Source organism: Syntrophotalea acetylenivorans, assembly GCF_001887775.1.
Classification (GTDB): domain Bacteria; phylum Desulfobacterota; class Desulfuromonadia; order Desulfuromonadales; family Syntrophotaleaceae; genus Syntrophotalea_A; species Syntrophotalea_A acetylenivorans.
The window spans coordinates 1584815-1598875 of record NZ_CP015519.1 but is presented as its reverse complement, the minus strand read 5'-3'; the positions used below and the strand labels follow the sequence as shown (position 1 = coordinate 1598875).

The window sequence follows — 14061 nt, the reverse complement described above, 5'->3', positions numbered from 1 at the left end:
TCAATTGCCGAAAGGCAGTTCCTTGCCGAGACCCTTTGCTTGAGCCGCCGCCAGTATTCGTTTGCCAAGCATTAGATCTTGAACGGCCATACCTTGGGATTCGAACAAGGTGATCTGTGCGTTGGCTGTCCGGCCGCTGACCTGACCGGCTATGATATCCCCCAGTTCTACCACCTGCCGCCAGTTAAGGCGCCCCTTTTCAATAAGTGGCAACAGGTCGCCACACTCGTTAGCCGCGACATCCCGGGAATCAACGGTCACCAGGTTGCAATTGCGGATGGTCTTTTCGTCGATTTCACGGCGGATCAAGGCGTTGCTGCCGACGGCGTTCAGATGGGTGCCTTCTTCGACCCAGGGAAAGTGAACCAACGGTTCGGCGGCTGTGGTGACCGTGGTGACAATGTCGCTATTGCGAACCACCTGTTCCGCATCTTGATAAGGCTCGACGGAAATTCCGAGCCGATCGCTGTTGTGACGGCAGAACTCGTTCAGTCGTTCCGCATTGCGGGCCATCACCTTAACCCGGGAGATGGGTCGAACGCAGCAGAGGGCTTCCAACTGCCCCGTTGCCTGCCAGCCCGAGCCGAACAGTCCGACCGTGGTCGAATCATTGCGGCTTAGCCATTTGCTGGCGACACCGCTGGCGGCTCCAGTGCGTATCATCCCGAGATAATTTGCTTCAATAACCGCCTGTAGATTGCCGTGATTGCTGTCGTAGAGGTGAAGCAAGAAACGGTTGCCTTCTCTGGTCGATGTATAAGCCTTATAGCCGATGACTTGTTGACTCTCCACCGCTCCCTGCAGGATATGCAACGCTCCTTTTGGGACTCGAGTTCTCTGACGGGGAATGTTTACCGCTAACCCCAGGTTGACCTCACGCAGCACCTCCTCAATTGCCGTAATGGCCATGGGCATGGTCAGGACTTGTTGAACGTCCCCTTCAGTAAGGAATAGTGCCATTGGTGAATTCTCCTTGAAAATCTTGCCTGATCGGTTCGCGCTATATGTGACGTCACGATTAGAGAAACTATAAATAGTTGTCCTGCTAAAGACAACGAAATGTTATAAAAAATGGTCGGCCCCTTGAATTCGTTATATTGTCCGCTAGACTGGTTTACTTAAGAATATTCCAGCTTTAATCCGGGTCAAGAAATCGGTGTCAGGGATGTTGGCACTGCTTTTTTGAGTAGAAGGCGCGGTGTTGCTGCAGCGATAGCCATGGGAAATCGAAGATCCACAGTCAATCGATCACGCCGGGCAATTAAACGCAGGTTGCTTAAAGCTGCAATAACGGGTACGCGGCGCGGCAGAAGGGGTCGCGGGCCATTGTTGCCGACCAAGGGGCGTTCTTCCTGTTTAAGGGGCGGTGGTACGCTGGAGTCCTTGATCAAGCAGCGGACTCGGGAACTGACGGAAGTTAATGAACGTCTGACGCTGAGTATGCTTCGGTGTCAGCGTCTTGATGGTCGGTTGCGGGAGAGTGAGGAACTATTTCGTTCTATCTTTGAGCATGCCGCGGCCGGCATGAACACGATTACTTTGGAGGGACGTTATCTGCAGGTTAATTCAGCCTTTTGTGACTTTATCGGCTACAGTCGTGAAGAGCTGCAACACCTGACGGTATTCGACCTTACCCATCCCGATGATCTGCTTGCTACGCGGGAGCGTTTTGACGCCATTCGCCAAGGCAAATGTGAAGCTTTCGATTACGAAAAACGCTTTGTCTGCAAAGAGGGGAAACAGGTCTGGGGCCATGTGACCAGCGCCTGGGTGTTTGATGGCTATCGACAACCCCTCTATGGTATCGGTCTGGTACAAGATATCTCTGGTCGTAAAGAGACTGAAGCAGAACTGAAAAACGCTCTCGCCTCTGCTCGGGAAGCGCGGGCCAATATCGCCTGTATATTGAAGTCCGTTGGCGATGGCCTGATCGTGACCGATACCTGCCAGCGTATAGTGCGCATGAACCCTTCAGCAGAATTCTTGCTGGGAATTACTTTTGGGCAGGTAGCCAATCGGTCCGTAAACGATCCTTATGTAACGGCGCTGTTGCCGGCGAAATTGGTCAGGGCTTTGTGCTGTGCCGAGGCAGGGGGCCTCTTTGAGTTTGAACAATGCGACAGTGCCGGCGCATCCCGCGCTCTGCAGGCACGAATGTCGGCGATTCATGATCAGGCTGACAAGCACAGCGGGATTATCACTACCTTGCGGGATGTGAGCCGAGAGCGGGAAATCGATTCGATGAAGACGGAGTTTATCACTACTGCCGCTCACGAATTAAGGACTCCCTTGACATCCATCCAGGGCTTCTCAGAAGTATTGCTGTCTCGTCCTGACTTGGAGACCGCCCAGCAGCGATCGCTGCTGGCTATAATTCACGATCAATCCGAAAATTTGTCGAGGACCGTTAACGATTTGCTCGACCTGGCGCGTATCGAGTCGGGGACGGGGTTCGTGCTGGAAAAAACCCCCTGTGATCTTTCTCAGCTTATTGAGCAAGCCACTTCGCAACTTTCCTGGAAGTCGGACCGTCATCTGTTTGAAGTGGCTCTGCCTGAACCGGACTCGGTGGTTTACGGCGACCGGGTCAAGTTGCGTCAGGCTTTGGAAAATATCCTTGGTAACGCAGTGAAATATTCGCCTGAAGGTGGTCCAATACGGGTCACTGGCCAGCGTCACGACAGCGGTTTTCAGGTGTCGGTAGCAGATGAGGGCATCGGCATGCGCGAAGATCAACGACAGCGAATTTTTGACAAGTTTTATCGGGCCGACACGTCCAATTCCGCTATTGAGGGGGTCGGCCTCGGTATGAATATCGTTCAGGAAATCATCAAGGCTCATGGTGGCAGAATCTGGGTGGAAAGTTGTTTCGGTGAGGGCACTATAGTACACTTTACTCTGCCCGTGGAATGATGATGGCAGAGTGTTCGGTCCTTGACCTAAAGGTAGCACAGTGAAAAACATACTTATCGTTGATGATCAGGCAATTATTCGGCAGCTGTTGGAAATCAGCCTGCAGGGCGAAGGCCGGCAGGTCTTTCTGGCAGAAAGCGGAGAGCAAGCGGTGCAGCTGGCCGAGGACCATCGTTTTGATCTTATTATTGTCGATCTGATGATGCCTGGGGGTATGGACGGTTTTGAAACGATTGAATATCTGCAGCAGAGTCCCGTTTATAAACAATGTCCATTTATGATCCTGACGGCGAAAGATCAGCAACCAGAGCGTGATCGCGCTGCGTCCCTGGGGGTTGGCGATTATCTGGTCAAGCCCTTTAAGCTCGACGATCTGTTCGCAAGAGTTGACAATTTGCTGGGTGCGGGTTAAAAATTGTCCGTAATCATTATGAGTTATCCCACCTGTGGTTGAAGTCTGTTGTATGTTTTTTGAATTTTACTTTTTAGGAGAAAACCAGCTATGAAAAAAGACATCCTGGAAAAAGGTGCCATTGTTCAGCGGGACAAGGAAACCTATGCTGTTGCACCCCATATCCCCGGTGGCGTTACTTCTCCCGCGGCTCTGCGCAAGATCGCTGATGTAGCCGAAAAGTTCAATGCTCAGGCTCTTAAAATTACCAGCGCTCAGCGTATCGCTATTGTCGGCTTGGCCGAAGAAAGCCTCGATGATGTTTGGGAAGCTTTGGACCAAAGACCGGGTCATGCTATCGGGCTCTGCGTGCGCTCGGTAAAGATCTGCCCGGGTACCACCTTTTGCAAGCGCGGTCAGCAGGATGCAGTCGGCGTGGGTATGGCGCTCGACGAAAAATATCACGGTATGGAGCTGCCCTGGAAATTCAAGATGGGTGTCTCCGGCTGCGCCAACGACTGTGCTGAAGCCTGTATCAAGGATGTAAGCCTGATCGGCACGCCCAAAGGTTGGAACGTCATGGTCGGCGGTAACGGCGGCGGCATGCCCCATCTTTCGCAGAAACTGGCCGAGCACGTCCCCACCGACGAAGAAGCCATGGAGATCCTGGATAAGGTCGTTCAATGGTTCAAAAATCATAACAAGAAGGGGCGGATCGGCAGGTTCATCAACGAGATGGGCATCGACGCCTTCCGCAAAGAAATTTTAGGATAAATACAGAGCTTAATTTCTGTACAAAACGACAAAAGGGGGAGCCGACGGCTCCCCCTTTTGTCGTTTGCGTTAATTTTTCGCCTGTCGCTGGAACCGGTAACCCTTCCCACGAACGGTAACAAAATGTTGGGGATGGCTCGGCCGCTTTTCAAAATATTTACGCAGTCGGACGATAAAATTATCCAGGGTGCGAGTTTCTGTGTCCGGAGTAACCCCCCACACGGATTCCAGTAACTTTGCCCGGGACAGAACCTCGCCTTCATGCTCAAAAAAAACCTGCAACATGCGGGTTTCAAGTTCGGTCAGAGTAATTTCCTTGTTGTTGGTGACCGCACGTTGTTGCTGCAGGTAGACATGGTTTTCGGCAAAAGAGTAACATTTCTCTGCTGCCGCTTTTTGGCGATACCAGCCGGCTCTGCGCAGAATGCCTTTGACGCGTAACAGAAATTCTTCGAGACTGAAGGGTTTGGTCAGATAGTCGTCGGCGCCTTCGGTCAGTCCGGCTATACGGTCCTGCTCCTTGCTCATAGCCGTCAGCATCAGGATCGGTAATTGGTCATTGTTCTGACGGATAGAACGGCACACCTGCAGCCCGTCTATGCCGGGCAGCATCCGGTCGAGAATAACCAGGCAGCAGCCGATCCAGGGCTTTTTGGCCAGGGCTTGCTCGCCGGTGGTCACGTGTTGAACTGCAAAGCCTTCCATTTCCAGGTTGAACTTTAAGCCCTGGGCGATGTGAAGTTCATCTTCGACCAACAGAATATAGGGTTCAGTCATTCCCGGCTCCCTCTATTGGCTCGATGCGTGGCAATAACATGTGGAAACTCGTGCCCTTCCCCAATCCTTTACTCTCAAGCCAGACCTTGCCCTTGTGGCGCCAGATGACCGCTTTGACAATAAATAGACCGAGTCCTGACCCGCGAATCGTTTCATCGCTCTTGCGAACGCGATAAAACATGCGGAACACCTTTTTTTTATCCTTGTCAGCGATACCTCTTCCCTGATCGGAAAAGCAGAGGTGGCAGCGGGAGCCCTCTGCCTTGAGGCTGACATGTATGATGGGGGGGCCATCGGAATAGAGCAGAGCATTCTCCAGCAGATTCCGTAAAACCATCTGCAGTGCCGCAGCATCGATTCGGGAATAAAGGTGTGGAGTTAGATTCAGCGTCAGTCGAGCGTCTTCCGGCAGAGTTGCGGTTTGCTGTTGAAAAAAATCGCCAACCAGTTGTGACAAGTTACCGGGTTTCAGGTCGAGACGGATGCGTTTTTGTTCCAGTCGGCTGGCGTCCAGCAGGTTGTCGACCAGGCTGCGCAATCGCACGGTGTCTTCAAGCATGGTTCCGAGAAAGAAGTCTAGCTGCTGCTGGTCCGGCCGGCGCAGCCGAATGGTTTCAAGGTGCAATTGCAAGGAGGCCAGCGGTGTCTTGAATTCATGGCTGACTTGCGAGATAAAGTTGCGTTGTTCCTGGGCCAGGGAGGTTTGCCTTCGCCAGTAGAGAAAAATGACATAGACTCCGGCAAGGATCGCTATGAGCAGTACCAGGCCTTCGACGAGAACTATCCAGTCGAGACCACTCTGGGGCAATCCAGGACCGTATTTTTCGGCCAAGGTGCGGAATTTGCGGTTGTAGCGTACAAACCACGAAATCCAGAATATTACCACCAGCACCCACGCAAGTTGGATGCCGATAAAGACGATCAAAGGGCTGACGAGACGACGGAAAATTTTCATACTGCTTTCTTACCACTGAGCTTCAGTGGGGACAAGGGGTTTTGACCCAAAGGCAAGGTTGTTTTTACATAACTATTACATATATTACTTATGGGCTGGTGGTAGTATTTATAACAAGCCAAGGTGAGACCATGGCTTATTTGTATTTTAAACCCCATATTAATTAGGATATTAGACGTGAATCATAGTCTGACTATCGGCCGTCATAGCGCTCCCTTACCTTTGATCCTTGGTGGAATGGGTGTCCGTGTATCCGCCGGCAATCTGGCCGGCCATGTTGCCCGGTGCGGGGGTTTTGGCACCGTAGCGGCAGCCGGTATCGGTGTCAACAGTCGTCACTTTAACGGTAAGAATCTGGCTGTCGCCGACCCCCTGGCATTTCAGGATGAAATCCGCAAGGCCTATTCTATTGCTCCGGAAGGGGTGATCGGGGTCAATTGCATGGTCGCTGTGACCAATTATGCCGAGATGGTAGTAGCAGCCTGTGAAGCGGGAGCCAAATTCATTGTCAGTGGTGCCGGCCTGCCGATGCAGTTACCGGGTATTACTGCTGAACATTTTCCCGAAGTGGCGTTGATTCCCATTGTTTCATCCAGCCGTGCGGCACAGTTGATCGCTCGCAAGTGGTACAAAAATTACGGTCGCTTGCCCGATGCCGTGGTAGTCGAAGATCCTGATACTGCCGGTGGTCATCTTGGCGAAAAGCTGGAAAATATCGGTAACGGCCAATACGATCAGTACGAAACCGTACGCGCTGTCAAAGCCTACTTCAGGGAGACCTGGGAGGCCGAAGTTCCGGTTATTGCTGCGGGTGGTATCTGGGATCGGGCTGATGTGGAACATGCCTTGTCCCAAGGTGCGGATGCGGTACAGATGGCCAGCCGTTTTGTCTGCACTGATGAGTGCGACGCGGATTTGGCTTTCAAACAGGCTTATCTCGATTGTCGGCCGGAGGACATCGGTCTGGTCATGAGTCCTGCGGGGCTTCCCGGACGGGCCATTATCAAGCATATCGAGCAGATTCGTGAAGGGCAGTTGGCTGCCGGTCAGAAGTGTCCGAGCAACTGTCTGCACCGATGCACCTACAAAGAGAGCCGGGAGAGGTTCTGTATTGTAGAGGCGTTGGATCGTGCCCAGCGGGGCGACGTGGTTAATGGACTGGTTTTTTGCGGCACTAATGCCTGGAAAGCCGACCGTATCTCTACCGTGGCGGAGATTTTTGAAGAGCTGTTCGGAGTCAGCGCCGCTCTGCCGAAAATGGTTTCTAACGGCTGATCGTTACACAGTCCCATTCATTTAAGTCGAAAAAAGGCGGATCGAAAGATCCGCCTTTTTTATTGTCATCCTGAACTTGTTAAGTACCTGGTATCTGAGGTAAGATTAATGGCATCGCAAAAAGTCCTTCTACGGTGTGACGGTATTTTTCTGGACCATGACATACGAGATGTATGTCTTCGTTCCTGAAAAACACCAGGCCTTGGTGGACCAAATTTTTGTTTGGCCATCCTGTGAGTTTTTGGGAATGCATCAATAATAGTTTTCTGCTTCAGTCTTGTCAAAGGAGAGGCATGAGTAGCAACGACCAGCCTTTTTTACCCAAGTGGATCGCCTGGGAAACCACCCAACGCTGTAACCAGCAGTGTGTTCATTGTCGTTGTTCTTCCAATATGGACGCGGCAGAGGGAGACTTCTCCACCTCCGAGGCGTTTCGCCTTATCGATGATATCTGCCAAGTTTCCAAGCCTGTGCTGGTATTGTCCGGTGGCGAGCCGCTGCTGCGTGACGATATCTTCAAGATCGCTCGTTACGGCACGGAGCAGGGTTTACGCATGTGTATGGCGACCAATGGAACTTTGGTCAACGACCAGGTCTGTCGACAGATGCTCGACAGCGGAATTCGCATGGTTTCCCTTTCTCTGGACGGTTCCCGAGCCGAACGGCATGATGACTTTCGTCAGAGCCCCGGCGCTTTTGATGCCACTATTCGCGCCGCTCACACCCTAAAGCGTCACGGTATCAAATTTTTGATCAACTCCTCTTTTACCCGTCGCAATCAGACCGACATTGTCGCTACCTTTCGGCTGGCCAAGGAGCTCGGGGCGGTCGCCTGGTATCTTTTCATGATTGTTCCCACCGGTCGCGGACAGGAGATCATGGACGAGTTGATCTCGCCGGAGGATTATGAGGAGATTCTGGCCTGGCATTTCCACCAGGAATGCCAAGAGACGGAGATTCTCATGCGTCCCACCTGTGCCCCCCACTATTATCGTATTGCCCCGCAGCTGGCGCGAGCTTCCAAGGTTTCCTACGAACGGCGCAGCTTGTCCTTTTCCACGGGAGGCGGCAAAGGCTGTCTGGCCGGACAGAGCATCTGTCTGATCGATGCTCACGGCAACCTAAAGCCTTGCTCCTACTTTCCGACTATCGCCGGTAACGTTAAGGAGCGGTCTTTCAAGGATCTCTGGTTTAATGCTCCTTTGTTGAAAGAATTGCGTGACTTCAGTCTCTATCGCGGCAAATGCGGGGTCTGCGAATATCTTCAGGTCTGCGGTGGCTGCCGGGCAAGAGCCGATGCGGTTCATGGTGATTATCTGGCCGAGGAACCTTTTTGTAACTATCAGCCGCCGGCCTCGACCGGTCGTAAATCATAGGAGCGGTGTCCATGTCTATCCAATACGATTTTATTGAGGCCTGCTGGGGGCGACCGACGGCAAGAACACCCATCTGGCTGATGCGTCAGGCGGGTCGATATTTGCCCCAATATATGGCCATCCGCTCCAAATTAAGCTTTCTGGAACTCTGTAAGACCCCCGAACTCGCCGCCGAGGTCACTATCCAGCCGATCGATATCCTCGGTGTCGATGCAGCCATCCTCTTCTCCGATATTCTCATCCCGATCGAAGCCATGGGGCTGGAACTGCGCTATGAACCGGGCCCGGTGTTTAGTGATCCGGTCCGTGATGCAAGGGCGGTGGACGCCTTGAGAATTCCCGAAGTGCAGGACGAGGTTCCTTTCGTCTATGAGACGATCCGTTTGCTGCGTCAGGAATTACAGGACAGGGTACCGCTGATCGGTTTTGGAGGAGCCCCCTTTACTCTGGCCTGTTATATGGTCGAAGGGCGCGGCAGCAAGGATTTTGCCAGCATCAAACGTCTTATGTATCAGGCACCGGAGGTCTATACGGCCCTGATGGACAAGATTACCGAAACAAGTTGCCGCTACTTGAACGCACAAATCGATGCCGGCGCGGAGGCCATTCAGGTTTTTGATACCTGGGGAGGCATTCTTTCTCCCACAGATTATCAGCGCTTTGTATTGCCTTACAGCCGTCGGCTGATTGCCGCTCTTGAGGGGCGGGGAGTGCCGGTGATTCATTTCGTCAAAGGAGCTGGTGCTATGCTCGATACGGTACAACAGGCCGGCGGTCAGGTCATGGGTCTCGACTGGTACACCTCTTTGGGACGGGCTCGCGATCAATTGGGCAACAAAATGGCCGTTCAGGGAAATCTCGATCCGGCAGTATTGTTTGCATCGGAAGCGATTATCGAAAGGGAAGTCAGGCGTATCCTTGATGAAAATGCCGGTCGACCTGGGCATGTTTTCAATCTCGGGCATGGAATTGTGCCGACAGTAGCCCCGGAAAAAGCCGCTTTCCTGGTTGAATGCGTACACCGACTGAGCGGCAAAGGGTAGGCAGGTGAGGACTTGATGCAACGGATTCTTGATACCCTGTCGGGCAGCGGTAAACTGCAATCCGACCGGAAAACCGGACTGGTACTGCTCAATATGGGCGGTCCCGAGAGTCTGGAAGACGTAGAGCCTTATCTATGCAAGCTTTTTAGCGACCGGCACCTGATCAAGCTGCCCGGTGGTCCTTTGTTGCAAAAGCCGCTGGCTCGCCTCCTGGCCCGTCGCCGTGCGCCCAAAAGTCGTGAGTATTACCGTCAGATCGGCGGTAAGTCTCCATTGCGTGACTGGAGTGAACGTCAGGCTACGGCTTTAGATCGGCAGTTGGGAGATCGCTGGAAGAGCTATGTGTTGATGCGGTATTCAACGCCAAGGGCCCAAGAGGTGCTGTGGCAGATGCGCGACGACGGCATCGATCAAGCCTTGGTGCTGCCTCTTTATCCCCAGTATGCCGGTGCCACCAGCGGTAGCAGTATCGCCGACTTTCAGCAGGCCGCGGCGGTGCTTTACCCCGATCTGTCCTATGCCGTTATCCCCGAGTGGTATGATTGGCCTCCATATCTCGACGCCCTGGTGATGCGTATCCGTGAAGGTCTCGAGTGCTTTCCGGCCGACCGGCAAGCCGGAGTGCCATTGCTTTTCTCTGCCCATGCCATGCCGCAAAAGGTCATCGACCGTGGCGACCCCTATCTGAGTCAGGTGCTGGCCACCGTACGGGGAATTATGCAGCGCCTGCCCGACCGGGAGTGGCTCTTGGGATTTCAAAGCCGCAGCGGCCCGGTACGCTGGACCGGACCGTCGGTGACCACCCTGCTAGACAAGTTGGCTGTGTCACGCCAGACGGAGGTTTTGCTGGTGCCCATTTCCTTCGTTTCCGATCATGTGGAAACTCTTTATGAAATCGATATTGAACTGCAGGCGGCAGCTTTTCAGCGGGGTATCAAGCATATGGTGCGCAGCCCCTCCTTGAACGACCATGAGGACTTTATTGACGCGCTGGCCGAACTGGCCAGACACCATCTGTCCTTGAATTGCTCATAAAAGTTCGTATGCAGGGAGTCTCTACCGCATGGGGAATACCTATATTCCCGGCGGCCTCTGCTGATGGTCCGAACGAAAAAAAGCCTCTCATCAAGAGAGGCTTTTGTGTGCGTAGGGTGTGGTATGTTGTTGCTTACAGGCCGGCCTTTTTTAACTCTTTCAGCAGGGCCTTTTGCTCAATATCGAGTTTGTCTGGAACTTCTACCTCGATGATCGCATACAGGTCGCCTGCTGCGTGACCCTTCCTGGCCGGGACGCCATAGCCTTTAAGACGAATTTTGCCACCGCTTTGAATGCCCGCCGGTACCTTGATCCGTTTATTCCCTTGCAGGGTGGGGACTTCGACCGATGAGCCCAGGCAGGCACCGCTGAAAGGAATGCGAACCTTTACCAGTAGATTTTGCTCTTCCCGGCTGAAGGTGGGGTCGGGAGTGACCTTGATTTCCAGAAAGAGATTACCCGGAGGCCCTCCCGAAGGACTTTTTCCGCCCTTTCCGGAAACCCGCAGCTTCTGCCCCGATTCGATGCCGGCAGGAATGGTTACCTGAAGGTTCTCCACTCCCTGCTCGCCACGATATTCGACCCGTTTTTTGCCCCCTTCTATCGCCAGACGGAAAGGGATGCTGAGATGCATGACGTAGTCCTGGCCTTTTACCGCCTGCGGACGGCCGCCGGGAAAGCCGCTACGTCCGCCAACTCCACCAAACAATCGGCTGAAGATGTCGTCAGAACCGAAGCCGAAATCGCGGAACATGTCATTGGCATTAAAATTACGGTAGATGTCTTCCTGGGAATAGCGTTGATGAAAACCGCTATCGCCGAATTGATCGTATTGCTGACGCTTTTCTTTGTCGGACAAGACCGCATAGGCTTCGGTGATCTCTTTGAACTTTTCCTCGGCCTTTTTGTCGTCCGGATTTTTGTCCGGATGGTACTTAAGGGCCAGTTTGCGATAGGCCTTTTTGATAGTATCGGTATCGGCGCCTTTTGCGACGCCAAGGGTAGCGTAGTAGTCTTTGCTCATGGTGTCTCCCGGTTGTGCAGCTGAAGTGCCCTGACAATATAGAGATGCTCATGCCGAAGGTCAAGAGGAGCCGGGAAAAGGTTTGGATAAATAGTTCGGTTAGCGTTTAGTGCCATCATTGCATAGCGGTTCGTTTGTTGTCATAATGGACGATCGTTATTCTCTCTTACAAAGGCGGTTTCCCATGCAGGTGGTTATCATCGGTGCCGGTATTTCGGGCTTGGCCACAGCTTTTTTGCTGGAGCAGGAAGCCCGTGCCAAAGGCCGGCAGTTGTCGTTGACCGTACTCGAGGAAGAGCCTCATGTCGGCGGCAAGATCCGTAGCTTGCGCAACGATGAAGGCTATCTGTGTGAATGGGGTCCCAACGGTTTTCTTGATGGTAAGCCAGCTACTCTCGATCTTTGCAGGCAATTGGAAGTGGCTGAAGAGCTGGTCCGTTCCAATGACAACGCTCGCCGGCGCTTCATCTATGCCTTGGACCGCTTGCACCAGGTACCGGAAAATGCCGTGGCTTTTCTGCGCTCCGGGTTGCTTTCGCCGGTGGCCAAGGTGCGCATGGCTGCTGAAATAGCTATTCCGGCTCGTCGTGGGGGTGAGGACGAAAGCCTGGCTGATTTCTGTCGTCGCCGGCTTGGGCGGCAGGCTCTTGATCGATTGGTGGGGCCGATGGTATCGGGGATTTTCGCCGGTGATCCGGAATCCATGAGCCTGCAGAGCTGTTTTCCCCGCATTCACCAACTGGAAGAGGAATATGGCGGACTTTTTCGTGCTATGCTGCGCCTGGCTCGCCAACGCCGCGCGGAACGCCGTTCCGGTCAGGCGGTGGCCAGTGCTTCCGGGCCGGCCGGTGTACTGACTTCTTTTTCCAACGGATTGCAACAGCTCACCGATCGTCTGCATCAGGTACTGGCCGACCATGTGCAGGTTTCGGCTAAGGTGGTCGGCCTGGAACCGGCAGGGACAAAGTTTAACTTGCAGTTGGCCGATGGCCGGCAGTTCACCGCGGATGCCGTGGTTTCGGCGGTTCCCGCCTATAGTTTTGCCAGTTTGGTGAAGGGTTTCGATCAGCCAATGGCCGACCTGCTGGGACAAATTCCTTACGCCTCGCTGCAGGTGGCCTGCTTCGGTTACCGGCGCCAGCGTATTGCCCACAACCTGAATGGTTTCGGTTATCTGGTGGCGCGGCCCAATGCCATGCCCCTGTTGGGGACCCTGTGGGATTCGAGTATCTTTCCGCAGCGCGCGCCCAAAGACAGTGTCCTGTTGCGCTCCATGTTGGGAGGCGCCACCCATCCTGAAGTGGCCGAATGGGATAATGACCGGGTGGTGTCTGAAACCCGGTCGGCGTTGCGGCAGACCATGGGCATCGATGTCCAACCCGATTTTGTACAGATCTTTCGCCACCGCCAGGCCATTCCTCAATATCTGGTCGGTCATGGGAAACGTCTGCAAGACTTACAGCAGCATAGTGCTCGTTATCCGGGGCTATTTTTCACCGGCAATGCCTTTTTTGGCATTGGCCTGAATGACTGCGTCAGTGCTGCCCAGCGGACCGCTTCGGCGATCCTTTCCAGCAACAGCGGTCGACCAGTCGAATAATTTAATAGACGCTTTCGCGTCAGGAGTGATACGCATGACCATCAAGTGGTTCCCAGGCCATATGCACAGTGCCCGCAAGCAGATCATCGAGGTGATGCCCAAGATCGATGTCGCCGTCGAAGTGGTCGATGCCCGGCTGCCGGCATCCAGCGGTAATCCTTTGCTGGCGGAGTTGCGCCAACAGAAGCCGTTTATCAAAGTATTGAACAAGGCCGACCTGGCCGATCCGCAGGTCACCAAGGCCTGGGTGAAATATTTCGAAAAGAGCGACCACGGGCTGCGCGCCGTGGCCATCAACGCCGGCAACAAAGGGGATGTTTCTCGAATTCCCAAGCTCTGCCGAAGCCTCGCGCCGCAGCGCGGTAAACCGGGCCGGCCGCTACGGGTGATGGTGATGGGCATTCCCAACGTCGGCAAATCGACCCTGATCAACACTCTGGCCGGAAAACGCATCGCCCAGGTTGGCGACCGGCCGGCAATAACAAGACACGCTCAACAGATTGATCTGCGCAATGGCATCCTGCTGTTCGACACCCCCGGTATTCTGTGGCCAAACCTCGAAGACCAACAGGGCGCTTATCGCCTGGCCGCCAGCGGCGCAATCGGCGACAACGCCATGGATTACCAGAATGTGGCTGTGTTTGCCGCAGACTACTTGCGACAAAGCTACCTGGAGCTGCTGGCCACGCGCTACAAACTCAAAGATATGCCGGAAGAACCCACTGAACTGCTGGATGAAATCGGCCGCCGGCGTGGTTGTCTGGGTTCCGGAGGCGTGGTCGATTCTTATCGGGCAGCCGAGGTGTTGCTTCGGGACCTGCAGAGCGGCAAGATTGGCCGTGTCAGTTTCGAAAGTCCTCCGGCAATCGCCTAGGCTTGCTTCCTTCATAAACAAAAA

General features: G+C 53.8%; 13 protein-coding genes. 9 read left to right on the top strand and 4 right to left on the bottom strand.

Translation table 11 applies throughout. The annotated features are described in order from the left end of the window. Positions 1–960 (bottom strand): ornithine cyclodeaminase family protein, encoded by a 960-nt coding sequence (locus tag A7E78_RS07245; RefSeq protein WP_072283598.1) that lies wholly within the window; start codon positions 958–960, stop codon positions 1–3. 366 nt (positions 961–1326) lie between these two features. Between A7E78_RS07245 and A7E78_RS07240 the strand changes: the two genes are divergently transcribed. From A7E78_RS07240 to A7E78_RS07230, 3 genes are all read left to right on the top strand, one after another. Then, positions 1327–2913: a PAS domain-containing sensor histidine kinase gene (locus tag A7E78_RS07240; protein ID WP_072283597.1), complete on the top strand. Its 1587-nt coding sequence runs from the start codon at positions 1327–1329 to the stop codon at positions 2911–2913. Between the two features lie 40 nt (positions 2914–2953). Continuing rightward, on the top strand, positions 2954–3325 hold the full coding sequence (locus tag A7E78_RS07235; protein WP_072283596.1) for a response regulator: 372 nt from the start codon (positions 2954–2956) through the stop codon (positions 3323–3325). A 90-nt stretch (positions 3326–3415) separates the two neighbouring features. Beyond that, positions 3416–4078, top strand: coding sequence for a nitrite/sulfite reductase domain-containing protein (locus A7E78_RS07230; RefSeq protein ID WP_072283595.1), 663 nt, complete (start codon positions 3416–3418; stop codon positions 4076–4078). 69 nt (positions 4079–4147) lie between these two features. Here A7E78_RS07230 and A7E78_RS07225 read toward each other — a convergent pair whose 3' ends face one another. Together A7E78_RS07225 and A7E78_RS07220 are read right to left on the bottom strand one after the other, a co-directional pair. After that, positions 4148–4855 (bottom strand): response regulator transcription factor, encoded by a 708-nt coding sequence (locus A7E78_RS07225; protein WP_072283594.1) that lies wholly within the window; start codon positions 4853–4855, stop codon positions 4148–4150. Continuing rightward, positions 4848–5810, bottom strand: a complete 963-nt coding sequence (locus A7E78_RS07220; protein ID WP_072283593.1) for a sensor histidine kinase — start codon at positions 5808–5810, stop codon at positions 4848–4850. Before A7E78_RS07220 ends, A7E78_RS07225 begins: the two co-directional genes overlap by 8 nt. A 177-nt stretch (positions 5811–5987) precedes the next feature. Between A7E78_RS07220 and A7E78_RS07215 the strand changes: the two genes are divergently transcribed. From A7E78_RS07215 to hemH, 4 genes are all read left to right on the top strand, one after another. Continuing rightward, a complete protein-coding gene (locus tag A7E78_RS07215; protein WP_145924861.1) occupies positions 5988–7085 on the top strand; it encodes an NAD(P)H-dependent flavin oxidoreductase in 1098 nt (365 codons plus the stop codon). 293 nt (positions 7086–7378) lie between these two features. Continuing rightward, complete coding sequence (locus A7E78_RS07210; protein ID WP_072283592.1) at positions 7379–8461, top strand: radical SAM/SPASM domain-containing protein; 1083 nt, start codon at positions 7379–7381, stop codon at positions 8459–8461. An 11-nt stretch (positions 8462–8472) separates the two neighbouring features. After that, a complete protein-coding gene (gene hemE / locus A7E78_RS07205) occupies positions 8473–9504 on the top strand; it encodes a uroporphyrinogen decarboxylase (RefSeq protein WP_072283591.1) in 1032 nt (343 codons plus the stop codon). Between the two features lie 15 nt (positions 9505–9519). Continuing rightward, positions 9520–10539: a ferrochelatase gene (hemH, locus tag A7E78_RS07200; RefSeq protein ID WP_072283590.1), complete on the top strand. Its 1020-nt coding sequence runs from the start codon at positions 9520–9522 to the stop codon at positions 10537–10539. Positions 10540–10672: 133 nt separating this feature from the next. Here hemH and A7E78_RS07195 read toward each other — a convergent pair whose 3' ends face one another. Next, positions 10673–11563: a DnaJ C-terminal domain-containing protein gene (locus A7E78_RS07195; protein ID WP_072283589.1), complete on the bottom strand. Its 891-nt coding sequence runs from the start codon at positions 11561–11563 to the stop codon at positions 10673–10675. Positions 11564–11747: 184 nt separating this feature from the next. Here A7E78_RS07195 and hemG point away from each other — a divergent pair, with 184 nt between their 5' ends. After that, complete coding sequence (gene hemG, locus A7E78_RS07190; RefSeq protein WP_072283588.1) at positions 11748–13163, top strand: protoporphyrinogen oxidase; 1416 nt, start codon at positions 11748–11750, stop codon at positions 13161–13163. A gap of 34 nt (positions 13164–13197) precedes the next feature. Continuing rightward, on the top strand, positions 13198–14037 hold the full coding sequence (gene ylqF / locus A7E78_RS07185; RefSeq protein WP_072283587.1) for a ribosome biogenesis GTPase YlqF: 840 nt from the start codon (positions 13198–13200) through the stop codon (positions 14035–14037). Positions 14038–14061: the final 24 nt, after the last annotated feature.

Coding starts and splice junctions, on each gene's coding strand:
- A7E78_RS07220 (WP_072283593.1), bottom strand. CDS start 5,810: ATGAAAATTTTCCGTCGTCTCGTCAGCCCTTTGATCGTCTTTATCGGC.
- hemG (WP_072283588.1), top strand. CDS start 11,748: ATGCAGGTGGTTATCATCGGTGCCGGTATTTCGGGCTTGGCCACAGCT.
- A7E78_RS07230 (WP_072283595.1), top strand. CDS start 3,416: ATGAAAAAAGACATCCTGGAAAAAGGTGCCATTGTTCAGCGGGACAAG.
- A7E78_RS07195 (WP_072283589.1), bottom strand. CDS start 11,563: ATGAGCAAAGACTACTACGCTACCCTTGGCGTCGCAAAAGGCGCCGAT.
- A7E78_RS07210 (WP_072283592.1), top strand. CDS start 7,379: ATGAGTAGCAACGACCAGCCTTTTTTACCCAAGTGGATCGCCTGGGAA.
- hemE (WP_072283591.1), top strand. CDS start 8,473: ATGTCTATCCAATACGATTTTATTGAGGCCTGCTGGGGGCGACCGACG.
- A7E78_RS07225 (WP_072283594.1), bottom strand. CDS start 4,855: ATGACTGAACCCTATATTCTGTTGGTCGAAGATGAACTTCACATCGCC.
- A7E78_RS07245 (WP_072283598.1), bottom strand. CDS start 960: ATGGCACTATTCCTTACTGAAGGGGACGTTCAACAAGTCCTGACCATG.
- ylqF (WP_072283587.1), top strand. CDS start 13,198: ATGACCATCAAGTGGTTCCCAGGCCATATGCACAGTGCCCGCAAGCAG.
- hemH (WP_072283590.1), top strand. CDS start 9,520: ATGCAACGGATTCTTGATACCCTGTCGGGCAGCGGTAAACTGCAATCC.